A 21,018-nucleotide genomic window follows, 5' to 3' on the forward strand; every position below is an offset into this window, starting at 1 on the left:
CCGACCCGCCATGGAAGGAATCAAGGCAGTCTAACGTCACGGCGGAATCGTTTCGTTGTCCGCCACGTGGCAACATAAGCCGCGACCAGAACTCATGCGGGAAGGGAAGCTCTTGTGAGCGATCGCAGAAACGGCGCGCCGGCCACGGTGACATCGATACCGCTGGTGGACCCGCACGCGCCGAAGCCCGACCCGTCCATCGGTGATCTGGTCAAGGACGCGACCGCCCAGGTGTCGACGCTGGTCCGCGCCGAGGTCGAACTGGCCAAGGCGGAGATCACCCGCGACGTCAAGAAGGGCCTCACCGGAAGCGTCTTCTTCATCCTGGCGCTGGTGGTGCTGTTCTACTCGACGTTCTTCTTCTTCTTCTTCCTCGCCGAACTGCTCGACAACTGGTTGTGGCGCTGGGCGGCCTTCCTGATCGTCTTCGGGATCATGGTGGTGGTCACCGCGGCGCTGGCCCTGCTGGGGTATCTGAAGGTGCGCCGGATCCGGGGACCGCAGAAGACCATCGAGTCGGTGAAGGAGATCCCCGAGGCGTTCACGTCGGGGGCGGACAAGAGAGCTGTCGCGACGACCGACGGTAAGCAGGCGGCGCCCGCCGATCCCTCCGGCTGGTAATGGGCAAACCCGATCCGTCGGTGGTGCGCATCGACGGACCGTGGCGTCATCTCGATGTGCACGCCAACGGGATTCGCTTCCACGTCGTCGAAGCCGAGCGGGAGGCGCGCGCTGACGACCAGTCGCGCCCGCTGACGGACCGGCCGCTGGTCATCCTGTTGCACGGTTTCGGCTCGTTCTGGTGGTCGTGGCGCCATCAGCTGCGCGGGCTGACGGGTGCGCGCGTCGTCGCGGTGGATCTGCGCGGCTACGGCGGCAGCGACAAACCTCCGCGTGGCTACGACGGCTGGACGCTGGCCGGCGACACCGCGGGTCTGGTGCGGGCGCTGGGCCACAGCTCCGCGACGCTGGTCGGTCACGCCGACGGCGGGCTGGTGTGCTGGGCGACGGCGGTGCTGCACCCGCGGGTGGTCAACGCGATCGCCGCGGTCAGTTCGCCGCATCCGGTCGCGCTGCGGGTGTCGGCGATGCGGCGACGCGATCAGGGGCGTGCGCTGCTGCCGTGGATGATGCGCTATCAGATACCGACCTGGCCGGAGCGCGCCCTGACCCGCCACGACGCAGCCGAACTGGAGCGTCTCGTCCGCAGCCGGTCGAGCGCGAAATGGCAGGCGACAGAAGACTTTTCGGAGACGATGGCGCACATGCGGCGGGCCATCCAGATCCCGTCCGCGGCGCATTCGGCACTGGAGTACCAGCGGTGGGCGGTGCGTAGCCAGCTGCGCGGCGAGGGGCGGCGCTTCATGCGCTCGATGAAGCGGCCGATCTCGGTGCCGGTGCTGCACCTGCGCGGTGACGCGGACCCCTACGTACTCGCCGACCCGGTGTACCGGACCCAGCAGTACGCGCCACACGGACGCTACGTATCCGTCACCGGCGCAGGGCATTTCGGTCACGAGGAGGCGCCGGACCCGGTGAACGAACAGCTCACCCGGTTCCTGGGCCAGGTCTACGGCTAGCGACTCAGCCGCTGATGCAGGTCCCCGTCGGCACCCGCTCGACGTTGCCGACCTTGGCCATCTGCCGCGACACTTCCTCGGCGGTGAGCACGAACCCGGTGTCGACGTCGTCGACGGCCGCGCCGAACACCACCCCGAGCACCTTGCCGGAGCGGTTGATCATCGGGCCGCCCGAATTGCCCTGCTTCACCGTGCCCCGGATCGTGTACACCTCACGCGTCACCGTGGTGCTGCGGTAGATGTCGGGTCCGTTGAGTTCGATCACCTCACGCACCCGAGCGGGCGTCGCGGTGAAGTCACCGCCGCCGGGATAGCCCATCACGATGCCGTCGGTGCCGCTGGGCGCCGGGGCGTCGGCGAACTGCAGGGGTGCCGACGGAAGGTCGGGCACGTCGAGGATCGAGATGTCGGCGTTGGGATCGTAGGAGACCACCCCGGCGTCGTAGGTCTTGCCGTCGACCTCGACGGTGACGCTCTCCGAGCCCGCGACCACGTGCGCGTTGGACATCACCCGGTTGGGGGCGACGACGAAACCGCTGCCCTCCAGCACCTTCTGGCAGCTCTGCGCGACACCGCGCACCTTGACCACACTCGAGCGCGTGGCGCCCACCACCGCCGACGTGGCCAGCGACGCATCGGGGGCGTCGACCGCGGCGACCGGCGTCGGCCCGAAATCCTTCAGCACGTCGTGCAACCCGGAGGTGTCCCACAGCCCGGACAACCGGCCCGGCACGCTCCGCAACCAGTTCGGCGCCACCGAGTCGACTTCGGCGATCACCTTGGAACCCTGCACGGCGGCGGCGAGATTGGGCTGCGGCGAAGAGACCAGCGCGGTGCCCAGCAGCCAGGCCGCCGTCAGCACGAGCACCAGCTGCACCGCGACGCCGACCACCGAGTCGACGACCCGCAGCGTCGGGTTGCGGATCGCCCCGCGTACGGCGCGGCCCAACACGACGCCAGCGATCTCACCGATCACCACCAGCGCGAGGATCAGGAACAGCGTGGCGAACAGTTTGGTGCGCGGCCCGTCGATGTGGCTGACCACGTGCGGGGCCAGCAGCACCCCGGCGACCGCGCCCAGCACCACCCCGACCAGGGCCAGCACGGAACCCGGCGCCCCGGACCGCCAGCCCGAGATGGCGGCGATGAGCGCTACGGCGAGTACGGCTATGTCCAGCCACTGTGACGATGTCATCGTTGGACCTCACCGTAGCTGTCCTCGGCGTCGAGTCGCGCCATTGCATCGCCGAGTTCGTACACGGCGTCGGTGTCCCACGGCACGGCCCAGCCCGCGACGTCGAGCATCGCCGCGATCACCTGACCGGTGAAACCCCACACCACCATCTGGTTGAGCAGGAACGCGGGCCCGGCGGTGCGGCGGGTGTTCTCCTTGCGGTACACCATGATCCGGTTGGCCGGGTTGACGAAGGCGCGCACCGGCACGCGGGCGACGAGTGCGGTCTCGAACTCGTCGACGACCGCGACCGGTCCGGGATCGTTGGAGTGGGCGAGCACGGGCACGACGTGGAACCCCGACGGCGGGATGAACATCTTCTCCAGCGTCGCCAGCGGCCGCAACCGGCCGGCGTCGAGCCCCGTCTCCTCCGTCGCCTCCCGCAGCGCGGTGTGCACCGGGCTCTGGTCGCCGGGGTCGGCCGCGCCGCCGGGGAACGCCGCCTGGCCGGCGTGGTGGCGCAACGTGGACGCGCGCACGGTGACGAGCAGGTCGGCGTCGGCGGGCAGGACGCCGGGCGTGCCCTCGTCGGGTCCGGAGAACAGCACCAGCACGGCGGCGTCGCGCCGGGAGCCGGTGACGGCCGCGGTCACGTTGGCGGCGGTGAGCGCCGCGAGCACCTCGGCGGGCACCCGGCGGCGGTAGGCGTTCTTGATCGCGTCGGGCTGGGAGACGAGCGGGGTGAGCCAGGGTGGCGCGGCGTCGGGCGTCAGTTCCCCGTCCCTGCTGTCCCAGCTCACCTCACTCCAATCTTCGGGTCGACCGCGGCGGCGATCTCGTCGGCGGTCGCAAAGGACCGGGGCAGGATCTCGGCAACGCTACCGTCCGCGCGCAGCACCACCGTCGCCGGCATCACGTTGGGGACCTGCAGCGCAGCGGCGATGCGGCGGCGTCCGTCCTGCAGCGTCGGCAGGTGTACCCCGAGTTCGGCGAGCCGGAGCAACGCCGCGGTCTCGTTCTCGTCCTGGTGCACGGTCAGCACGGTGACGCCGGGCCCGACGCGGCGCTGATACTCGGCCATGGCCGGCAGCTCGTCGGCGCACGGGCCGCACCAGTACGCCCACAGATTCAGCACGGTCGGCCGTCCCGCGACGGCCTGGGCCACGTCGACGGGCGCGCCGTCGCCGGCGCACTCGACGACGATGCCGCGCAGCACCTCGGGACCGGGACCGGCGCCCGGCGGAGGGCAGGGCGCGAGGTCGGCCCGGGCCCGCGGCGGGCCGAGCGCGGCATCGGTGTCGGCGTCGCGCTTGTCGCGCGCGGACACCGTCCCCGGCGTGGCAAGCCCGGCGCCGTCGTCGCCCAACTCGGCGAACAGGGCCACCCCGACCGCGATCAGGACGACCAGCGCCACGATGCTCCAGCGTGCCGATGCGCTCATCGGCGGTTACAGCCCGGCGAGCGCCAGCAGGTGCTCGGTCTCGGGGCCTTTCACCAGCTGGGCCGCCACCAGCGGATCGGTGGGTCCGGCGCCGAATGACGGGCAGTCCTTGGCGAGCACGCAGACGCCGCAGGCCGGCTTGCGGGCGTGGCACACCCGGCGCCCGTGGAAGATCACCCGGTGGCTGAGCAGTGTCCACTCGCTGCGCTCGATCAGCGCGCCGATCGCGTGTTCGACCTTGACCGGGTCCTCCTCGGCGGTCCAGCGCCAGCGGCGCACCAGCCTGCCGAAATGGGTGTCGACGGTGATGCCGGGGATGTCGAACGCGTTGCCGAGGATGACGTTGGCGGTCTTGCGGCCCACCCCCGGCAACGTCACCAGCTCGTCGAGGGTGGCCGGCACCTGCCCGTCGAATCGCTCGACGAGTTCCTGGCCCAGCCGGATCAGGGAGTTGGCCTTGTTCCGGAAGAACCCGGTGGGCCGGATGAGCTCCTCGAGCTCGGCCCGGTCCGCCCCCGCGTAGTCGGCGGCGGTGCGGTACTTGACGAACAGCGCGGGGGTGGTCAGGTTGACGCGCTTGTCGGTGCTCTGAGCGGACAGGATCGTCGCCACCGTGAGCTCGAGCGGGTTGGTGAAGTCCAGCTCGCAGTACACATGGGGAAACGCCTGCGCCAGAGTGCGATTCATCCTGCGGGCGCGCCGCACGAGGCCCAGGTGGGTCTCTTTGTCCCATTTGCTGTTCCGCTTCGTCACGGTCACCAGGCCAGCGTACTGAGCACCCCGGACACTTCGGCGACGCGCCGGTCCGCGGATCGGTCCTTAACGAGGGCTTTTCGTGATCCCGCCGAGACCTTGGCCGTGTTTACTTCCGACTTGTGTCGTGGTTGCTCGTCGCGCTGATACCCGGGTTGTTGATGCTGGCGACGTTCGGTCTGGAGCGGGTGGAGGCCGGGCTGCGCCGCGAGACGATCTCGGCGGCCGAGGTCGCCCAGTTCCTGGATCAGGCCGAGGCCAGCGACGTCGACGCGCTCGTGCGCGACGGCCTCGACACGGCCATCCACGATCAGCACCGCCGCCGTGGTGAGCGAGAGGCGGCCGCCGCGACCGGCGGGCGCAGCGCGCCGGTGCCGGGTTTGCCGACGGTCCGGTCATTTCCCCAGCGCGTCAATACGGGGTTTCAGCAGACCCCGCATGCCAATCCTGTGTAGCGTGGGCTGGTCATGGAAGGCCATGCCTCTAGACTGATCTGACGATTGATCACGGGTCAGCGTGCGCATGTCTGACCACCAACATCTCCAAAGAGGGGCAACGTGGACGAGATCCTGGCCAGGGCCGGAATCTTCCAGGGGGTCGAACCCAGCGCCGTTTCCGCGCTGACCAAGCAGCTGCAGCCTGTCGACTTCCCCCGCGGACACACCGTGTTCGCTGAGGGGGAGCCCGGGGACCGGCTCTACATCATCATCTCGGGCAAGGTGAAGATCGGACGGCGTTCGCCGGACGGTCGCGAGAACCTGCTGACGATCATGGGCCCGTCCGACATGTTCGGCGAGCTGTCGATCTTCGATCCGGGGCCCCGCACGTCGAGCGCCACCACCATCACCGAGGTGCGGGCCGTCTCGATGGACCGCGAAGCCCTGCGGGCCTGGATCGCCGACCGGCCCGAGATCGCCGAGCAGCTGCTGCGGGTGCTGGCCCGCCGGCTGCGCCGCACCAACAACAACCTCGCCGACCTGATCTTCACCGACGTGCCCGGCCGGGTGGCCAAGCAGCTGCTGCAGCTCGCCCAGCGCTTCGGCACGCAGGAGGGCGGCGCGCTGCGCGTCACCCACGACCTGACGCAGGAGGAGATCGCCCAGCTCGTCGGCGCCTCCCGCGAGACCGTGAACAAGGCGCTGGCCGACTTCGCCCACCGCGGTTGGATCCGGCTCGAGGGCAAGAGCGTGCTGATCAGCGACTCCGAGCGGCTGGCCCGCCAGCGCGTTAGCGCGACAGACGATCCGAGCGCGTTAGCGCGACAGACGATCCGAGCGCGATAGCTCAGCGGCGCAGGTAATTCAGCTGCGCCTGCACGCTCCACTCGGCGACGTCCCAGAGACTCTCGTCGACGTCGGTGTACACGTGCTCCACCACCGCGCGGGTGGTGGCGTCCTCCCCCAGGTCGCGCAGCGCGCCGCGGATCTGGTCCAGCCGTTCCTGGCGGTGCGCCAGGTAGGTGGCGGTGACGGCGGCCATGTCCTCGAGGTCGGGCCCGTGCCCCGGCAGCACCCGGCGGTGCCCGAGGCCGTGCAGGCGTCGCAGGGATTCCAGGTAATCGCCCAGGTCACCGTCCTCTTGGTCGATGACGGTGGTGCCGCGGCCCAGCACGGTGTCGGCGGTCAGCACGGCATCGTCGAGCAGGAACGACAGCGAATCGGCGGTGTGCCCGGGCGTGGCCATCACGGTGATCCGCAGCCCCGCCGCGTCGATCAGCTCGCCGTCGGTCAAGGGTCCGCCGAGGCCGCGCAGGAATCCGCTGCCCACCGAGCGGACGACGGCGCCGGTCAGCCCCACGATGCGGTCGATGCCGCCGGTGTGGTCGCCATGCCGGTGACTGATCAGCACCAGCGGGATCGGGCCCAGCGCGGCGAGCCGCTCGATGTGCTCGTGCCGATCGTCCGGTCCGGGGTCGACGACCACCATCTCGTCGCTGCCGGGCCCGCGCAGCACCCACGTGTTGGTGCCGTCGAGCGTCATCCGCCCCGGGTTGTCGCACAGCAGCACCGACGCGGTGTCGGTGACCGGCCGGAGCAGTCCGTACGCGGGGTGCTCCACCTACGCGACCTCGACGATCACTTCCACTTCCACCGGCGCGTTGCGCGGCAACTCCGACACCCCGACCGCCGAGCGGGCGTGCGCCCCGGCCTCGCCGAAGATCTCGCCGAACAGTTCGGACGCCCCGTTGATGACGACGGGCTGGCCACCGAAGCCGGGCGCGGACGCGACGAAGCCGACCACCTTGACCACGCGGACCACCGCGTCGATGCCGACCAGCGCGTCGATCGCGGCCAGCGCGTTCAGCGCGCACCGGCGGGCCAGGTGCGCCGCATCCTCGACCGACACCTCCGCGCCGACCTTGCCCGTATCGGCCAGTTCGCCGCCAGAGATGGGCAGCTGACCTGCGGTGTAGACGAGGTTGCCGGTCCGCACCGCGGGCACGTAGGCCGCCAGCGGCGCGACGACCTCGGGCAGGGCGATGCCGAGCTCGTCCAGCCGGGCCGACCAGTGCCGATTCCCCGGGTCGCTCCGCTCCTGCCCGCCGGACGTCACTTGGGTCGCTTCAGGTAGGCGACGTGCTGCTCACCGGTCGGGCCGGGCAGCACCGAGACCAGCTCCCAGCCGTCCTCGCCCCACTGGTCGAGGATCTGTTTGGTCGCATGCGTCAGCAGCGGAACGGTGGCGTACTCCCAGCGGGTCGGTTCGCTCATGCGGCTGAGCTTATCCGGCGCCCGATCCGCTATGGCTAGCATGCAGTGGTGGCAACCACACCAGAGGTGACAGCGCACGGTTCCAAGCCGGCCGGCTGGCCGTCCCGCCTGACCGAGGCGCGGCTGCATTTCGTCTCCGGCAAGGGCGGCACCGGCAAGTCGACGATCGCCGCCGCGCTGGCCCTGGCGCTGGCCGCCGGCGGACGCAAGGTGCTGCTGGTGGAAGTCGAAGGCCGGCAAGGGATTGCGCAGCTGTTCGACGTGCCCCCGCTGCCGTATGAAGAGGTGAAGATCGCGACCGCCGAGGGGGGCGGGCAGGTCAACGCGCTGGCCATCGACACCGAGGCGGCCTTCCTCGAGTACCTCGACATGTTCTACAACCTCGGGCTGGCCGGGCGCGCGATGCGGCGCATCGGCGCGGTCGAGTTCGCCACGACGATCGCTCCCGGCCTGCGCGACGTGCTGCTCACCGGCAAGATCAAAGAGGTCGTGACCCGTACCCCGAAAGAGGCGAAGGGCAAGTACGGCTACTACGACGCGATCGTGGTCGACTCTCCGCCCACCGGGCGCATCGCCCGGTTCCTCGACGTCACCAAGGCGGTGTCGGATCTGGCCAAGGGCGGACCGGTGCACTCGCAGGCCGAGGGGGTGGTGCGGCTGCTGCATTCGGACATCACCGCCATCCACCTCGTCACGCTGCTCGAGGCGCTGCCGGTCCAGGAGACCCTGGAGGCGATCGCCGAACTGCGGGAGATGGAACTGCCGATCGGCAGCGTGATCATCAACCGCAACATCCCGGCCTACCTGCCCCCCGACGATCTCGCCAAGGCCGCCGAGGGCGGTATCGACGCCGACGCGATCCGGTCAGGTCTGGACAGCGTCGGAATCACGTTGTCCGACAACGACTTCGCTGGACTGCTGACCGAGACCATCGAGCACGCGACACGCATCGCGGCCCGCGCCGAGAGCGCCGAGCAGCTCGTCGAACTGCAGATCCCGCGTCTGGAACTGCCCGCGCTGCCCGACGGGGTCGACCTGGGCAGCCTGTACGAATTGGCCGAAGCGCTCGCCCAGCAGGGCGTGCGGTGACGGGAGGCATCCGATGAGCACCACCCCCACGGCCCTGGACATGGCCTCGATCCTGCGCGACAGAGGCAACCGCGTGGTCGTGTGCTGCGGCGCCGGCGGCGTCGGCAAAACCACCACGGCCGCAGCCATGGCACTGCGCGCCGCCGAATACGGACGCACCGTCGTGGTGTTGACGATCGATCCGGCGAAGCGGCTGGCTCAGGCGTTGGGCATCAAGACCCTGGGCAACACTCCGCAGCGGGTTCCGCTGGCGCCCGAGGTGCCCGGTGAGCTGCACGCGATGATGCTCGACATGCGCCGGACGTTCGACGAGATGGTGGTCCAGTACTCCGGCGCCGACCGCGCCGACGCCATCCTGGACAACCAGTTCTATCAGACGGTGGCCACGTCGCTGGCGGGCACGCAGGAGTACATGGCCATGGAGAAGCTGGGACAGCTTCTCGCAGAGGACAAGTGGGACCTGATCGTGGTGGACACGCCACCGTCGCGCAACGCCCTGGATTTCCTGGATGCGCCGAAACGGTTGGGCAGCTTCATGGACAGCAGGCTGTGGCGGCTGCTGCTGGCTCCCGGTCGCGGCATCGGCCGGCTCGTCACCGGCGCGGTCGGCTTGGCGATGAAGGGCATGTCGACGATCCTGGGTTCGCAGATGCTCTCGGACGCAGCGGGTTTCGTGCAGTCACTGGACGCCACGTTCGGTGGGTTCCGCGAGAAGGCGGACCGCACCTATGAATTGCTCAAGCGGCGGGGGACGCAGTTCGTCGTCGTGTCGGCGGCCGAACCGGATGCGCTGCGCGAGGCGTCGTTCTTCGTGGATCGGCTCTCCTCTGAGCGCATGCCGCTGGCCGGGTTGATCCTCAACCGGACGCACCCGACGCTGTGCGATCTGCACGCCGACAAGGCGGCGGAGGCGGCCGAGGAACTGGAGAAGTCCGATCCCGAGTCCCTGGCGGCCGCGGTGCTGCGGGTGCACGCCGACCGGGCATCGACCGCCAAGCGGGAGGTCCGGCTGCTGTCGCGGTTCACCGGCGCCAACCCGCACGTGGCGATCGTCGGTGTGCCGTCACTGCCGTTCGACGTGTCCGATCTGGAGGCCCTGCGGGCCATCGCCGATCAGATCACCGGAGAAGCAGCCGCGGCCTGAAACAGGTCAGGCCGCGGCAGATAAAGCAAATTTTGACGGTGGGGAAAGCCGTCGCGTCTAGCCGGCGCTGCGGTGTTTGCGCTGCGCGGCGAAGAAATCCGACCAGGACACCACTTCCGGGTGCTGCTTGAGCAGGGCGCGGCGCTGCCGTTCGGTCATGCCGCCCCAGACGCCGAACTCGACGCGGTTGTCCAGAGCGTCGGCGCCACACTCGGCGATCACCGGGCAGTGCCGGCAGATGACCGCCGCCTTGCGCTGGGCTGCGCCGCGGACGAACAGTTCGTCGGGATCGGTCTGACGACACCGGGCCTGCGAAACCCACGCAATACGGGCTTCGGCCTCCGCGCCGTGCAGAATGGACTCACCGGACGGATTCACACTGGTCTTGCGAGCGGCGGGCTTGGTAACTGACACCAGCGATCCCCTTCGTTCTGGCCGCGCCCCGACAACGCAGACGACTGATTCACCGACGTCGACCACGCAATGCGATCTACGCCACACTGCGAGGGTCTAGTGTGACCTGTATCGCACTGTGCGCTCAATTTAGGTGGTCACAGGCATTCTGCGCAATACATTCGTGACCACTTTTTTGGGACGACCGTGCCGTCAGGCCGGTACAGTGCCCGACCACTGCATTTGTCAGCCTCTGCCAGGAGTCAGTCGGGCCCGCTCGGCGTCAGTGTGCCCGGTACCCGTCGCTACTCTGTACCCATGCCGGAGGACGAGACGACCCGGCCGCCCAAGGCGGTGACGGTCATCAAGCTCGCCTGGTGCGTGCTTCTCGCGAGCGTGGTCGCCGCGGGATTGATGTTCCCCGTCGTCGGCGGAGTGGGGCTGATGTCCAACCGCGCCTCCGACGTGGTGGCCAACGGCTCGGCCCAGCTGGTCGAGGGTGAGGTGCCGCAGGTGTCGACGATGGTCGACGCGAAGGGCAATGTGATCGCGTGGCTGTACAGCCAGCGGCGCTTCGAGGTGCCCAGCGACCAGATCGCCAACACCATGAAGCTGGCGATCGTGTCGATCGAGGACAAGAGGTTTGCCGAGCACAACGGCGTGGACTGGCAGGGCACGCTGACCGGCTTGTCGGGCTACCTCTCCGGCAACCTCGACACCCGCGGGGGCTCGACGCTCGAGCAGCAGTACGTCAAGAACTATCAGCTGCTGGTGATCGCGCAGACCGACGCGGAGAAGCGCGCGGCGATCGAGACCACCCCGGCCCGCAAGCTGCGGGAGATCCGTATGGCGCTGACGCTGGACAAGACGTTCACCAAGCCGGAGATCCTGACCCGCTATCTGAACCTCGTCTCCTTCGGCAACGGCGCCTTCGGCGTGCAGGACGCCGCGCAGACCTATTTCGGTATCAACGCCGCGGAGCTGAACTGGCAGCAGGCCGCGCTGCTGGCCGGCATGGTGCAGTCGACCAGCACGCTGAACCCGTACACCAACCCCGACGGTGCGCTGGCGCGGCGCAACCTGGTGCTCGACACGATGATCGAGAACCTGCCCGAGCACGCCGACGAGTTGCGCGCGGCCAAGCAGGAACCGCTCGGCATCCTCCCGACGCCCAAGGAGCTGCCCCGGGGCTGCATCGCCGCCGGTGACCGCGCCTTCTTCTGCGACTACGCGCTGGACTACCTGGCCCGCGCCGGCATCAGCAAGGACCAGGTGGCCAAGGGCGGCTATCTGATCAAGACCACGCTGGATCCCGACATCCAGAACACCGTGAAGTCGTCGATCGACGGCATCGCCAGCCCGGACCTCGAGGGCGTGGCCAGCGTGATGAGCGTGATCCGCCCGGGCAAGGAGTCCCACCCGGTGCTCGCGATGGCCAGCAACCGCACCTACGGTCTGAACCTCGACGCCGGCGAGACCATGCAACCCCAGCCGTTCTCGCTGGTCGGCGACGGCGCCGGGTCGATCTTCAAGATCTTCACCACCGCCGCTGCGCTGGAGATGGGGATGGGCATCAACGCGACGCTCGACGCGCCGTCGCGGTTCGAGGCCAAGGGCCTGGGCACCGGCGGGGCGAGAGGCTGCCCGCCGGCCACCTGGTGTGTGCAGAACGCCGGCAACTACCGCGGCCAGATGAGCGTCACCGACGCGCTGGCGACGTCGCCGAACACCGCGTTCGCCAAGCTGATCGCCCAGGTCGGGGTGCAGCGCGCCGTCGACATGGCGGTACGGCTGGGCCTGCGGTCCTATGCGCTGCCCGGAACCGCGCGCGACTACGACCCCGAGAGCAACGAGAGCCTGGCCGACTTCGTCAAGCGGCAGAACCTCGGGTCGTTCACGCTGGGCCCGATCGAGGTGAACGCCCTCGAGCTGTCCAACGTGGCCGCGACGCTGTCCTCCGGCGGCACCTGGTGCCCGCCGAACCCGATCGCCCAGGTCGTCGACCGCAACGGCGAGGAGGTGTCGGTGACCACCGAGACCTGCGAGCAGGTCGTGCCCGAGGGGCTGGCCAACACGCTGGCCAACGCGATGAGCAAGGACGACCAGGGGTCGGGTACCGCGGCCGGCGCGGCCGGCTCGGTGGGCTGGACGCTGCCGATGTCGGGCAAGACGGGGACCACCGAGGCGCACCGGTCATCGGGCTTCCTCGGCTTCACCAATCAGCTCGCCGCCGCCAACTACATCTACGACGACTCGAACGCCCCCGGCGAGCTGTGCTCGTTCCCGCTGCGTCAGTGCGGTGACGGCAACCTGTTCGGCGGCAACGAGCCGGCGCGGACGTGGTTCACCGCCATGCAGCCGATCGCGACTCAGTTCGGGGATGTCGCCCTGCCGCCGACCGATCCGCGCTACGTCGACGGCGCCCCAGGCTCGCGGGTGCCGAGCGTGGCCGGCATGAGTCAGGACACGGCGCGGCAGCGGTTGCGCGAGGCGGGTTTCCAGGTCGCCGATCAGGCGACGCCGGTCAACAGTGCGTCCTCCTACGGCACGGTTGTCGGCACGTCGCCGAGTGGTCAGACGGTGCCCGGGTCGATCATCACGATCCAGATCTCCAACGGCATCGCTCCGGCCCCGCCGCCCCCGCCGCCCGGCGCCGCGCCTCCGGGGCTGCCTCCGCCGCCGGTGGGCGAGACCGTGATCCAGATCCCTGGTCTGCCCCCGATCACGGTCCCGGTGTTGGGACCGCCGCCGGCCCCGCCGCCGCCTCCGTGATCGTCGCAGCCCGCTCGTCGCACAGCGACTGGCAGTAGTCTGGACCGCGTGTCTTCGGTTTCTGCCAGCTCGATTGTGAAGAACGCCGCACTCGCCTCGGCGGGCACGCTCGCCGCCGGGATCGGCTACGCCTCGCTGATCGAGCGCAACGCGTTCGTCGTGCGTGAGGCGACGATGCCGGTGCTCACGCCCGGGTCGTCTCCCCTCAAGGTGCTCCACCTGAGTGACATCCACATGCGGCCGACCCAGCGCCGGAAGCAGGCGTGGCTGCGTGAGCTGGCGGGCCTGAAGCCCGACCTGGTGGTCAACACCGGCGACAACCTGGCGCACCCCAAGGCGGTGCCCGCGGTCGTGCAGGCCCTCGGGGACCTGCTGTCGGTACCGGGCGTGTTCGTGTTCGGCAGCAACGACTACTTCGCGCCGCGGCTCAAGAACCCGGCCAACTACCTGACCAACCCCGGTCACCGCATCCACGGTGAGCCGCTGCCCTGGCAGGACCTGCGGGCGGCGTTCACCGAGCGGGGCTGGCTGGACATGACCCACACCCGGCGCGAGTTCGAGGTGGCGGGGCTGCACATCGCCGCGGCCGGCGTCGACGACCCGCATCTGTCGCGGGATCGCTACGCCACCATCGCCGGGGCGGCTGATCCGACCGCGAACCTGACACTGGGGCTGACGCACTCCCCCGAGCCGCGGGTGCTGGACCGCTTCGCCGCCGATGGTTACCAGCTGGTGATGGCCGGACACACCCACGGCGGCCAGCTGTGCCTGCCGTTCTACGGCGCGATCGTCACCAACTGCGATCTGGACAGGTCCCGGGTCAAGGGTCCGTCCCGCTGGGGGGCGCGCACCCAGCTGCACGTCTCGGCCGGCATCGGCACGTCGCCGTTCGCGCCGCTGCGGTTCTGCTGCCGCCCGGAGGCGACGCTGCTGACGCTGGTGGCCGCTCCGACCGGCGGGTCGGACGCCGGGACGCGGGCCGGGCAGTCGGACACCACCGTATCGGCGCGGTGAACCACTCGGCCTCGTCGGCCGTGCGCGACCGGTCCCGTTCGTGGGCGGACAACGCCGTGCGGCTGATCGAGGCGGACGCCCGCCGCAGCGCCGACACCCACCTGCTGCGCTATCCGCTGCCGTCGAGCTGGTCCCACGACTGCGACCTGGCGCTGTATCTCAAAGACGAGAGCACGCACATCACCGGCAGCCTCAAACACCGGCTGGCGCGCTCGCTGTTCCTCTATGCGCTGTGCAACGGCTGGATCTGCGAGGGCACCACCGTCATCGAGGCGTCATCGGGGTCCACGGCCGTGTCGGAGGCCTACTTCGCGTCGATGCTCGGACTGCCGTTCATCGCGGTGATGCCGGCGTCGACGAGTGCGACCAAGGTCGCGTTGATCGAATCCCAGGGCGGCCGTTGCCATTTCGTCACCGAGTCGGCCCAGGTGTACGCCGAGGCGCAGCGGCTGGCCGAGCAGACCGGCGGGCATTACCTCGACCAGTTCACCAACGCCGAGCGCGCCACCGACTGGCGCGGCAACAACAACATCGCGGAGTCGATCTTCGATCAGATGGCGCGCGAGACCCATCCGGTGCCGGACTGGATCGTGGTCGGCGCCGGCACGGGCGGCACCAGCGCGACGATCGGGCGGTATCTGCGCTACCGGCGCCACCCGACTCGGCTGTGCGTGGTCGATCCGGAGAACTCCGCGTTCTATCCGTCGTATCTGCACGACGATCCCGGTGTGGTCACCGGGAAGTCCTCGCGCATCGAGGGGATCGGCCGGCCGCGGGTAGAGCCGTCGTTCCTGCCGGGTGTGGTGGACCGGATGGTCGTGGTGCCCGACGCGGCGTCGGTAGCCGCCGCCCACCACGTGAGCCGGGTGCTCGGCCGGCGGGTGGGGCCGTCCACGGGGACGAATCTGTGGGGCGCGTTCGGCCTGCTGTCCGAGATGAGGTCGCAGGGGCGCAGCGGATCGGTGGTGACGCTGCTCGCCGACGGCGGCGAGCGTTACGCGGAGACCTACTTCCGCGCGGAGTGGCTCGACAGCCACGGGCTGGACCCGTCCGAACCGGCCGAGGTGCTCGCCGAGTTCGAGCGGTCGGGCCGCTGGCCCTGATTCTCCGAGCGCCGCGTGAGCGGGCCGTCGGAGGTCAGGAACAGCCACAGCGCGGCCAGCGCGAAGAAGCCCAGGTAGATCGATGCGCCCAAGCCAGTCATGTCCCGCCCGCTTTCGTCCGTTTCTCGTTCGTCAGTGTGCATAACGCTTTCCACAAGCCGGATGCTTCCCGGGGCGTGTCGCGGAGCCGATACGCGTTTGGCTTCAACGGCAGGCGGTGCGATACGCTGTCGTGGCTTCACTCGGGGTGTGGCGCAGCTTGGTAGCGTGCTTCGTTCGGGACGAAGAGGTCGTGGGTTCGAATCCCGCCACCCCGACTCGTGTGATCGTCAGTGAGAGGCCCTGATCCGGTTCCCCCGGTCAGGGCCTTCTTGCTGCGCGGGTCGTCATACCCAGGTGACGAACTGCACGATGATGCCGTTCGGATCCTCGAACTGGCAGTACCGCTCACCCCACGGCTCGGTCTCCGGCGCGGTGGCGACGGGCACCCCTGCGGCACGGAGCTTCTCGTACACGGCGTCGACGTCCTCGACGACGAACACCAGAAGCAGACCGTCGCCCGCGCCGCCCGCCCGATGTGCGGGCCGGAACGTCGCCAGGCCCGTGCGCAGGAAGATCACGTTGGGTCCACCGTCGGGGTGGCTCAACGACACGAACCCGTCCGCCTGCATCGCGACCGTGTGGCCGACGTGTCGGGTCAGGAAGTCGGCTGACGCGCTGGGGTCGGCGACGTTGAGGGAGATCGCCGTGTCGGTCACCTTCATGGACACCTCTTTCTCGTATTCAGTACGAGAACCAGTATCCGTACACTGCACGGAAATGCAACCGGTCTTGTCGGAAAGCGAAGGGCATGGACATCATCGAGCTGCTGTGGCGACGGGACCTGCCCGCCGCACCGCGCCGCGGCAGGCCACCCCGGTACACGGTCGACGCCGTCGTCGCCGCGGCCATCGCCGTGGCCGACCGCACCGGCCTGTCCTTCACGCTGCGTGATGTGGCGCATGCGCTGGGCGCACCGGTGATGTCGGTGTACTCGTACATCGACGGTCGCGAGCAACTTCTCGAACTCATGGTGGACCAGTGCCGGGCGGACATGACGCACCGCGAACCGTCCGGTGACTGGGAGGCCCGGCTCCGATCCGTCGCCGCCGACAACGCGCGACTGTTAGACGAGCACCCGTGGATGGCGGACATCGAGTCGGAGCGCAGCGTGCTCGGCCCGGGCACGCTCGCCAAGTACGACCGCGAGCTCGCCGCGGTCGAGGCGCTACGACTCTCCGACACAGACAAGGACGCCGCGCTGACCCTGGTGCTGGACTTCGTCCGGTCGTGCGCGCGGGCGCGGGCACATGCGCGCCGTGAACGCCGGCAGGAATCACCGGAGCAGTGGTGGCAGCGAGAAGGCGCCAAGCTCGCCGCGCTCGGGGTGACCGACCGCTACCCGCTGGCGTCGCGCATCGGAACCGCTGCGGGACAGGCGCATTCAGCTGCCCATGACGTCGACGCCCACTACGAGTTCGGGCTGCGGGCGATCCTGCAGGGCATCGACGCGCTGCAGGCGCCCTGACCGCGCCGAACGCGCTCAGGCAGTCGGTTCGCCGCCGTCTTTGTCGACGTCGGGGGTGTCGCGATCAGGGTCCTTCTCGGTGTCCTGCGCCTTGTCGGCGGTCGACCCGTCGTCGTCGTCGTAGATTCCACTGCCTCGCGTCATCGGCACGTCCTCACTGTGCGGCACTGCGGAGTTTGTCGAGCAGCGGCTCTGCCGCTTCTTTGAAGAATGCGTCCTGCGAGTCGCCGCCGACCTGGACCAGCGCGATGTCGGTGAACCCGGCCTTCCAATACTCGCTCACCGCCTCGACGATGGCGTCGAGGTCGGGCCCGCACGGAATCGACTCCGCGGTGTCCTCGGGCCGCACGAACTGGGTCGCGCCGTCGAAGCCCATCGTGGTCGGCAGGTCGGCGTTGACCGCCCACCCGCCGGCGAACCAACGGAACTGGTCGTGGGCCCGTTCGACCGCTGCGTCGCGGTCGCGGTCCCAGCAGATCGGGATCTGCCCGATGACGCGCGCGTCGCCGGGCAGGCCGGTGGCGCGTCGCGCGTCGTGCCAGGCGTCGACCAGGTCCTTCTTCGGCTCGACGGCGATCAGGTGATCGGCCAGCGGCGCGAACGCCTCCACCGAACGGTCGCCGGACACGGCCGCCGCAATCGGGACCGGCACCTCGGGCACGTCCCAGATCCGCGCCGAGTCGACCTCGAAGTGCTCGCCCTTCCAGTCGACGAGCTCACCGGTGTGCAACTCGCGGATGATCTGGATCGCTTCTCGCAGCATCTCCAAGCGACGCGCCACGGTGGGCCAGCCCTTGCCGACGACGTGCTCGTTGAGGTTCTCGCCAGTGCCCACCCCGAGGGTGAACCGGCCGTCGGCCAGGATCTGCAGTGTGGCCGCCTTCTGCGCGACGACGGCCGGGTGGTACCGGATCGTCGGGCAGGTGACATACGTCATCAACTCGACACGTTCGGTGGCGTGCGCGACGGCGCCGAGCACCGACCACGCGTACGGAGCGTGGCCCTGCGAGGCCAGCCACGGAAAATAGTGGTCACTCGAGACTTCGAAGTCGAAGCCCGCCTCCTCCGCCGAAACTGCATAGCGGACAAGATCTTTCGGGCCGCTCTGCTCGGTCATCAGGGTGTAGCCGAAACGGGTCATGCGGCGGGAGTACCCGTGACGGCGTCGTCGAAACGGGGTGCGCGCGCAGGTGACGTTGCCGATCGGGACGGCGATCGACAAGATGGTGATCATGACCTACAGCGCCGGCGGATACGGCCCGGCGGGGACTCCACCCCCAGGCATGCCGCCGCCGGGTTATCCCGGATATCCGCCCCCGGGCTACGCCTACGGTCCCCCACCGGGCTACGGACCGCCGCCGGGCTACGGGCCCCCACCCGGCTACGGGCCAACACCGGGATACGGGCCCCCACCGGGCTACGGTCCACCGCCGGGGTACGGCCCGCCGCCCGGCTATGCGCCTCCGGTGCTGCGGCCCGGCATCGTCCCGCTGCGGCCGCTCAGCCTGTCGGACATGTTCAACGGGGCGTTCGCGTACATGCGGAGCAATCCCAAGGCCACGCTCGGCCTGACGACCATCGTGGTGGTGGCCGCGCAGTTGCTCGCGCTGATCCTGTCGTTGTGGCCGTTGGCGTTCAGCGGTGACGTCAACCAGGCCGTGGACGGTGCGGCCCCCGGCGCCACGATGTTCGAGACCGGCGCGGGAATCGCCTCCCTGGTGTCGAGCTTCGCGGCCGGCATCGCCACCGCGTTGTCGACGATCCTGCTCAGCGGACTGCTGACGGTCGTGATCGGGCGCTCGATCTTCGGCGCGGGAATCTCGATCGGCGAGGCCTGGCACCGGTTGAAGCCCCGGCTGTGGGCCCTGCTCGGATTCACCGTGCTCGAAGCCCTCGGCGCGATCCTGTTGATCATCGTCGTCGCGGCGATCATCGCCGTGGTGGCGGTGGCCGCCAACGGCTGGGCGGCGTTCGCGATCGGCGCTCCGCTGGTGCTCGCCCTGATCGCGGCATTGGTCTATCTCGGCACGATGCTGTCGTTCACGCCGGTGGCGATCGTGCTGGAGCGCCGCGACATCATGTCCTCGATCCGTCGCTCGTTCGCCCTGGTGCGCCACGACTTCTGGCGGGTGCTCGGCATCCGACTGCTCGCGGTGCTGGTGGCCCAGCTCGTCGCCGGCGCCGTCGCGATCCCGTTCAGCTTCGGCGGTCAGATCCTGCTCACCACCGGAACCACCGTGACCGCCGCGATGATCGCGTTGGTCATCATCGCGGTCGGCGGTGCGATCGGCCAGATCATCACCGGGCCGTTCAGCGCCGGAATCGTGGTGCTGCAGTACACGGATCGCCGCATCCGCGCCGAGGCGTTCGACCTGGTGCTGCAGACCGGTGCGGCGCAGACGGCGGTGGCGCCGCAGACCACCGACGACCTGTGGCTGACCGGCCAGCGCTGACGTGGTGCCGATCGACATCGACCGCGACGCTGCGCGGGACGCCGCCCGGCGGGAACTGTCCAAGGCGATCTACCCGAGGGAGTCGCTGACCGACCAGATCCTCACCTGGATCGAACGACTGCTGTACCGGATCACCGCCGGCGCCGCGTCGGTGCCCGGCGGCTGGTTCACCGTGGCGATCCTGCTGATGCTGCTCGCCGTCGCCGTCCTGGTCGCCGTGCGCATCGCGCGACGGGCCATGCGCAGCAGTCGATCCGGTGCCGATCTCCTGTTCGACGACCACGAACTCAGCGCCGCCGAACACCGGGCGGCCGCCGAGCGCGACGCCGCGGCCGCCGCCTGGGCGTCGGCCATCCGGCACCGGCTGCGTGCGGTCGCGCGCCACCTCGAGGAGAACGGCACCCTGGCCGCCGCGCCGGGTCGCACGGCCACCGAATTGGCCCGCGACGCCGGCCGGGTGCTGCCCGACCTGGCCGGCCGATTCAGCTCCGCAGCGGAGGCTTTCAACGACGTCACCTACGGTGAACTGCCCGGCCACGAGGCCCAGTACCGGATGATCGTCGCGCTGGACGACGACGTGGCAACTCACCGGCCCGCCCCCACGGATCCCGATGCCATCCGGGCACAACAGGATTGGGCCGCACTCCGATGAGCACTGCGCTCGGTCCCACCGTCGGCCAGCGGTGGCGCACCTGGCGTTGGGTGCTGCTGGGCCTGGCCGCGGTCATCGCGGTCGCCGCCGTGAGCACCTGGCTTACGGCGCCACGCCCCGGCGGTCATCTCGACGCGGGCTCGACCTCCCCCGACGGCGCCCGCGCCCTGGTCACCCTGTTGCGTGACAACGGGATCGACGTCGTCGTGGCCGACACCGTCGGCGACGTCGCGCGCGCCGCACGTCCCGACACCCTCGTGGTCGCGGCGCAGACGTTCTGGCTCTACGACGACGAGCAACTGGCCCGGCTCGCGGCGCTGCCCGGGGACCGCCTCATCATCGAGCCGGTCGGCAAGACCCGCGAGGCGCTCGCACCGGCGCTGCGCAGCAGCGGCTCGACCGAATTCGGCGGTCTCGCAGCCGAATGCGATCTGCGGGAGGCCGAACGGGCCGGGGCGGTGCAGTTCGACGCAGCGGACACCTACGAGGCGGCGGGCGCGACACCGGTGACCCGGTGCTACCGCGGCGTGCTGGCACGCTACGACGATGCGGGCCGCACCGTCACCGTGGTGGGCGGCTCGGGTTTCATGACCAACTCCGGGCTGCTCGAGGAAGGCAACGCCGCGCTGGCGATGAACCTCGCGGGCAGCCGACCCACGGTGATCTGGTACGCCCCCCAGCACAGCGAGGGCGCCGGGTCCGTCGGCGACGCCGCCATCACCGACCTGATTCCCGACCAGGTGACGTGGCTGGTGGTCCAGCTCGTGGTGGCCGTGGCGCTGCTGGCGCTGTGGCGGGGCCGCCGGGTCGGGCCGCTGGTGGCCGAACCGCTGCCGGTGGTGGTCCGGGCGTCGGAGACCGTGGAGGGCCGCGGACGGCTGTACCGGTCCCGTCGCGCACGGGACCGGGCCGCCGAGGCGCTGCGCTCGTCGGCCAGGCAGCGTCTTGCTCCGCGGCTGGGGGTGCGCGGTGACGCCGCCCCGCCGGCGGTCGTCGCGGCCGTCGCTCAGCGGTGCGGCCTCGACCCTCAGACCGTCGCCCATATCCTCTACGGGCAGCCACCGGCGAGTGACACCGAACTGGTGGACCTCGCCCGTGCGCTCGACGACATCGAAAGGCAGGTCGCACAGTCGTGACACAGCCCAGCACCCACGAGGGCGCGCGCACCGCGC

At 69.9% G+C, this 21,018-nt stretch carries 24 protein-coding genes and 1 tRNA gene; 14 read left to right on the forward strand and 11 right to left on the reverse strand.

The window, feature by feature from the left end:
* Window positions 1-114: 114 nt before the first annotated feature.
* Together MCHUDSM44219_RS13090 and MCHUDSM44219_RS13095 are read left to right on the forward strand one after the other, a co-directional pair.
* Window positions 115-621: a phage holin family protein gene (locus MCHUDSM44219_RS13090; protein ID WP_048418647.1), complete on the forward strand. Its 507-nt coding sequence runs from the start codon at window positions 115-117 to the stop codon at window positions 619-621.
* Entirely contained in the window at window positions 621-1,580 is a 960-nt protein-coding gene (locus MCHUDSM44219_RS13095; RefSeq protein WP_048418648.1) for an alpha/beta fold hydrolase, read from the forward strand. Before MCHUDSM44219_RS13090 ends, MCHUDSM44219_RS13095 begins: the two co-directional genes overlap by 1 nt.
* A 4-nt stretch (window positions 1,581-1,584) precedes the next feature.
* Here MCHUDSM44219_RS13095 and marP read toward each other — a convergent pair whose 3' ends face one another.
* The 4 genes from marP to nth are packed head-to-tail and all read right to left on the reverse strand — an operon-like array spanning window position 1,585 to window position 4,957.
* Entirely contained in the window at window positions 1,585-2,775 is a 1,191-nt protein-coding gene (marP, locus tag MCHUDSM44219_RS13100) for an acid resistance serine protease MarP (protein WP_048418649.1), read from the reverse strand.
* Window positions 2,772-3,554 (reverse strand): NUDIX hydrolase, encoded by a 783-nt coding sequence (locus MCHUDSM44219_RS13105; RefSeq protein WP_048418650.1) that lies wholly within the window; start codon window positions 3,552-3,554, stop codon window positions 2,772-2,774. The genes marP and MCHUDSM44219_RS13105 overlap by 4 nt, the downstream gene beginning before the upstream one ends.
* On the reverse strand, window positions 3,551-4,195 hold the full coding sequence (locus MCHUDSM44219_RS13110; RefSeq protein ID WP_048418651.1) for a TlpA family protein disulfide reductase: 645 nt from the start codon (window positions 4,193-4,195) through the stop codon (window positions 3,551-3,553). The genes MCHUDSM44219_RS13105 and MCHUDSM44219_RS13110 overlap by 4 nt, the downstream gene beginning before the upstream one ends.
* Window positions 4,196-4,201: 6 nt before the next feature.
* Window positions 4,202-4,957, reverse strand: a complete 756-nt coding sequence (gene nth, locus MCHUDSM44219_RS13115; RefSeq protein WP_048418652.1) for an endonuclease III — start codon at window positions 4,955-4,957, stop codon at window positions 4,202-4,204.
* Window positions 4,958-5,070: 113 nt separating this feature from the next.
* Between nth and MCHUDSM44219_RS13120 the strand changes: the two genes are divergently transcribed.
* Together MCHUDSM44219_RS13120 and crp are read left to right on the forward strand one after the other, a co-directional pair.
* Window positions 5,071-5,403, forward strand: coding sequence for a hypothetical protein (locus MCHUDSM44219_RS13120; RefSeq protein ID WP_048418653.1), 333 nt, complete (start codon window positions 5,071-5,073; stop codon window positions 5,401-5,403).
* A 102-nt stretch (window positions 5,404-5,505) separates the two neighbouring features.
* The gene (gene crp, locus MCHUDSM44219_RS13125) at window positions 5,506-6,231 is read left to right on the forward strand and encodes a cAMP-activated global transcriptional regulator CRP (RefSeq protein ID WP_048418654.1); all 726 of its coding nucleotides are present in this window, start codon (window positions 5,506-5,508) and stop codon (window positions 6,229-6,231) included.
* Between the two features lies 1 nt (window position 6,232).
* Here crp and MCHUDSM44219_RS30470 read toward each other — a convergent pair whose 3' ends face one another.
* From MCHUDSM44219_RS30470 to MCHUDSM44219_RS29445, 3 genes are read right to left on the reverse strand one after another with little or no spacing between them, the layout of a single operon-like run.
* A complete protein-coding gene (locus MCHUDSM44219_RS30470) occupies window positions 6,233-7,006 on the reverse strand; it encodes an MBL fold metallo-hydrolase (protein WP_048418655.1) in 774 nt (257 codons plus the stop codon).
* Window positions 7,007-7,501 (reverse strand): RidA family protein, encoded by a 495-nt coding sequence (locus MCHUDSM44219_RS30475; protein ID WP_048418656.1) that lies wholly within the window; start codon window positions 7,499-7,501, stop codon window positions 7,007-7,009.
* Window positions 7,498-7,659 (reverse strand): Sp36 family protein, encoded by a 162-nt coding sequence (locus MCHUDSM44219_RS29445; RefSeq protein ID WP_014817956.1) that lies wholly within the window; start codon window positions 7,657-7,659, stop codon window positions 7,498-7,500. The genes MCHUDSM44219_RS30475 and MCHUDSM44219_RS29445 overlap by 4 nt, the downstream gene beginning before the upstream one ends.
* A gap of 48 nt (window positions 7,660-7,707) precedes the next feature.
* Between MCHUDSM44219_RS29445 and MCHUDSM44219_RS13140 the strand changes: the two genes are divergently transcribed.
* Together MCHUDSM44219_RS13140 and MCHUDSM44219_RS13145 are read left to right on the forward strand one after the other, a co-directional pair.
* Window positions 7,708-8,748, forward strand: a complete 1,041-nt coding sequence (locus MCHUDSM44219_RS13140; RefSeq protein ID WP_048418718.1) for an ATPase BagA — start codon at window positions 7,708-7,710, stop codon at window positions 8,746-8,748.
* A 13-nt stretch (window positions 8,749-8,761) separates the two neighbouring features.
* Window positions 8,762-9,892: an ATPase BagB gene (locus MCHUDSM44219_RS13145; RefSeq protein ID WP_048418657.1), complete on the forward strand. Its 1,131-nt coding sequence runs from the start codon at window positions 8,762-8,764 to the stop codon at window positions 9,890-9,892.
* Window positions 9,893-9,949: 57 nt separating this feature from the next.
* Here MCHUDSM44219_RS13145 and MCHUDSM44219_RS13150 read toward each other — a convergent pair whose 3' ends face one another.
* Window positions 9,950-10,306: a WhiB family transcriptional regulator gene (locus MCHUDSM44219_RS13150; protein ID WP_048418658.1), complete on the reverse strand. Its 357-nt coding sequence runs from the start codon at window positions 10,304-10,306 to the stop codon at window positions 9,950-9,952.
* A gap of 297 nt (window positions 10,307-10,603) precedes the next feature.
* Here MCHUDSM44219_RS13150 and ponA2 point away from each other — a divergent pair, with 297 nt between their 5' ends.
* From ponA2 to MCHUDSM44219_RS13170, 4 genes are all read left to right on the forward strand, one after another.
* Window positions 10,604-13,057, forward strand: a complete 2,454-nt coding sequence (gene ponA2, locus MCHUDSM44219_RS13155; RefSeq protein ID WP_048418659.1) for a transglycosylase/D,D-transpeptidase PonA2 — start codon at window positions 10,604-10,606, stop codon at window positions 13,055-13,057.
* Window positions 13,058-13,105: 48 nt separating this feature from the next.
* Window positions 13,106-14,071 carry a metallophosphoesterase gene (locus MCHUDSM44219_RS13160; RefSeq protein WP_048418660.1) on the forward strand — a complete coding sequence of 322 codons (966 nt, stop codon included), beginning with the start codon at window positions 13,106-13,108 and terminating at the stop codon, window positions 14,069-14,071.
* Window positions 14,068-15,174, forward strand: coding sequence for an L-cysteine desulfhydrase Cds1 (gene cds1, locus MCHUDSM44219_RS13165; RefSeq protein WP_048418661.1), 1,107 nt, complete (start codon window positions 14,068-14,070; stop codon window positions 15,172-15,174). The genes MCHUDSM44219_RS13160 and cds1 overlap by 4 nt, the downstream gene beginning before the upstream one ends.
* A gap of 243 nt (window positions 15,175-15,417) precedes the next feature.
* Window positions 15,418-15,491: transfer RNA gene (locus MCHUDSM44219_RS13170), tRNA-Pro, on the forward strand.
* A 69-nt stretch (window positions 15,492-15,560) separates the two neighbouring features.
* On the opposite strand, the gene MCHUDSM44219_RS13175 is transcribed toward MCHUDSM44219_RS13170, so the two are convergent.
* The gene (locus tag MCHUDSM44219_RS13175; protein ID WP_048418662.1) at window positions 15,561-15,938 is read right to left on the reverse strand and encodes a VOC family protein; all 378 of its coding nucleotides are present in this window, start codon (window positions 15,936-15,938) and stop codon (window positions 15,561-15,563) included.
* An 86-nt stretch (window positions 15,939-16,024) separates the two neighbouring features.
* On the opposite strand from MCHUDSM44219_RS13175, the gene MCHUDSM44219_RS13180 reads away from it, so the two are divergent.
* On the forward strand, window positions 16,025-16,741 hold the full coding sequence (locus MCHUDSM44219_RS13180) for a TetR/AcrR family transcriptional regulator C-terminal domain-containing protein (protein ID WP_048418663.1): 717 nt from the start codon (window positions 16,025-16,027) through the stop codon (window positions 16,739-16,741).
* A 15-nt stretch (window positions 16,742-16,756) separates the two neighbouring features.
* Here the strand turns inward: MCHUDSM44219_RS13180 and MCHUDSM44219_RS31535 are convergent, their stop codons facing one another.
* Together MCHUDSM44219_RS31535 and MCHUDSM44219_RS13185 are read right to left on the reverse strand one after the other, a co-directional pair.
* Complete coding sequence (locus MCHUDSM44219_RS31535; protein ID WP_269084081.1) at window positions 16,757-16,885, reverse strand: hypothetical protein; 129 nt, start codon at window positions 16,883-16,885, stop codon at window positions 16,757-16,759.
* A gap of 10 nt (window positions 16,886-16,895) precedes the next feature.
* Window positions 16,896-17,882, reverse strand: a complete 987-nt coding sequence (locus MCHUDSM44219_RS13185) for an LLM class F420-dependent oxidoreductase (RefSeq protein WP_048418664.1) — start codon at window positions 17,880-17,882, stop codon at window positions 16,896-16,898.
* A gap of 91 nt (window positions 17,883-17,973) precedes the next feature.
* Here MCHUDSM44219_RS13185 and MCHUDSM44219_RS13190 point away from each other — a divergent pair, with 91 nt between their 5' ends.
* Genes MCHUDSM44219_RS13190 through MCHUDSM44219_RS13200 form a run of 3 tightly spaced genes read left to right on the forward strand, consistent with a single transcriptional unit; the run spans window position 17,974 to window position 20,982 of the window.
* On the forward strand, window positions 17,974-19,194 hold the full coding sequence (locus MCHUDSM44219_RS13190) for a DUF7847 domain-containing protein (RefSeq protein ID WP_172506343.1): 1,221 nt from the start codon (window positions 17,974-17,976) through the stop codon (window positions 19,192-19,194).
* A 1-nt stretch (window position 19,195) separates the two neighbouring features.
* Window positions 19,196-19,846: a DUF4129 domain-containing protein gene (locus MCHUDSM44219_RS13195; protein ID WP_048418665.1), complete on the forward strand. Its 651-nt coding sequence runs from the start codon at window positions 19,196-19,198 to the stop codon at window positions 19,844-19,846.
* The gene (locus MCHUDSM44219_RS13200) at window positions 19,843-20,982 is read left to right on the forward strand and encodes a DUF4350 domain-containing protein (protein ID WP_048418666.1); all 1,140 of its coding nucleotides are present in this window, start codon (window positions 19,843-19,845) and stop codon (window positions 20,980-20,982) included. The genes MCHUDSM44219_RS13195 and MCHUDSM44219_RS13200 overlap by 4 nt, the downstream gene beginning before the upstream one ends.
* The last annotated feature ends 36 nt before the right edge of the window (window positions 20,983-21,018 follow it).

Origin of the sequence: Mycolicibacterium chubuense, assembly GCF_001044255.1 — a bacterium.
Taxonomy (GTDB): domain Bacteria; phylum Actinomycetota; class Actinomycetes; order Mycobacteriales; family Mycobacteriaceae; genus Mycobacterium; species Mycobacterium chubuense.

What these genes read in the sequence shown, in the direction of transcription:
- MCHUDSM44219_RS13200 (WP_048418666.1), top strand. Translation starts at nt 19,843, where the DNA reads ATGAGCACTGCGCTCGGTCCCACCGTCGGCCAGCGGTGGCGCACCTGG.
- MCHUDSM44219_RS13190 (WP_172506343.1), top strand. Translation starts at nt 17,974, where the DNA reads ATGACCTACAGCGCCGGCGGATACGGCCCGGCGGGGACTCCACCCCCA.
- MCHUDSM44219_RS13175 (WP_048418662.1), bottom strand. Translation starts at nt 15,938, where the DNA reads ATGAAGGTGACCGACACGGCGATCTCCCTCAACGTCGCCGACCCCAGC.
- MCHUDSM44219_RS13180 (WP_048418663.1), top strand. Translation starts at nt 16,025, where the DNA reads ATGGACATCATCGAGCTGCTGTGGCGACGGGACCTGCCCGCCGCACCG.
- MCHUDSM44219_RS13185 (WP_048418664.1), bottom strand. Translation starts at nt 17,882, where the DNA reads ATGACCCGTTTCGGCTACACCCTGATGACCGAGCAGAGCGGCCCGAAA.
- MCHUDSM44219_RS13095 (WP_048418648.1), top strand. Translation starts at nt 621, where the DNA reads ATGGGCAAACCCGATCCGTCGGTGGTGCGCATCGACGGACCGTGGCGT.
- ponA2 (WP_048418659.1), top strand. Translation starts at nt 10,604, where the DNA reads ATGCCGGAGGACGAGACGACCCGGCCGCCCAAGGCGGTGACGGTCATC.
- MCHUDSM44219_RS29445 (WP_014817956.1), bottom strand. Translation starts at nt 7,659, where the DNA reads ATGAGCGAACCGACCCGCTGGGAGTACGCCACCGTTCCGCTGCTGACG.
- MCHUDSM44219_RS13110 (WP_048418651.1), bottom strand. Translation starts at nt 4,195, where the DNA reads ATGAGCGCATCGGCACGCTGGAGCATCGTGGCGCTGGTCGTCCTGATC.
- marP (WP_048418649.1), bottom strand. Translation starts at nt 2,775, where the DNA reads ATGACATCGTCACAGTGGCTGGACATAGCCGTACTCGCCGTAGCGCTC.
- MCHUDSM44219_RS31535 (WP_269084081.1), bottom strand. Translation starts at nt 16,885, where the DNA reads ATGACGCGAGGCAGTGGAATCTACGACGACGACGACGGGTCGACCGCC.
- MCHUDSM44219_RS13145 (WP_048418657.1), top strand. Translation starts at nt 8,762, where the DNA reads ATGAGCACCACCCCCACGGCCCTGGACATGGCCTCGATCCTGCGCGAC.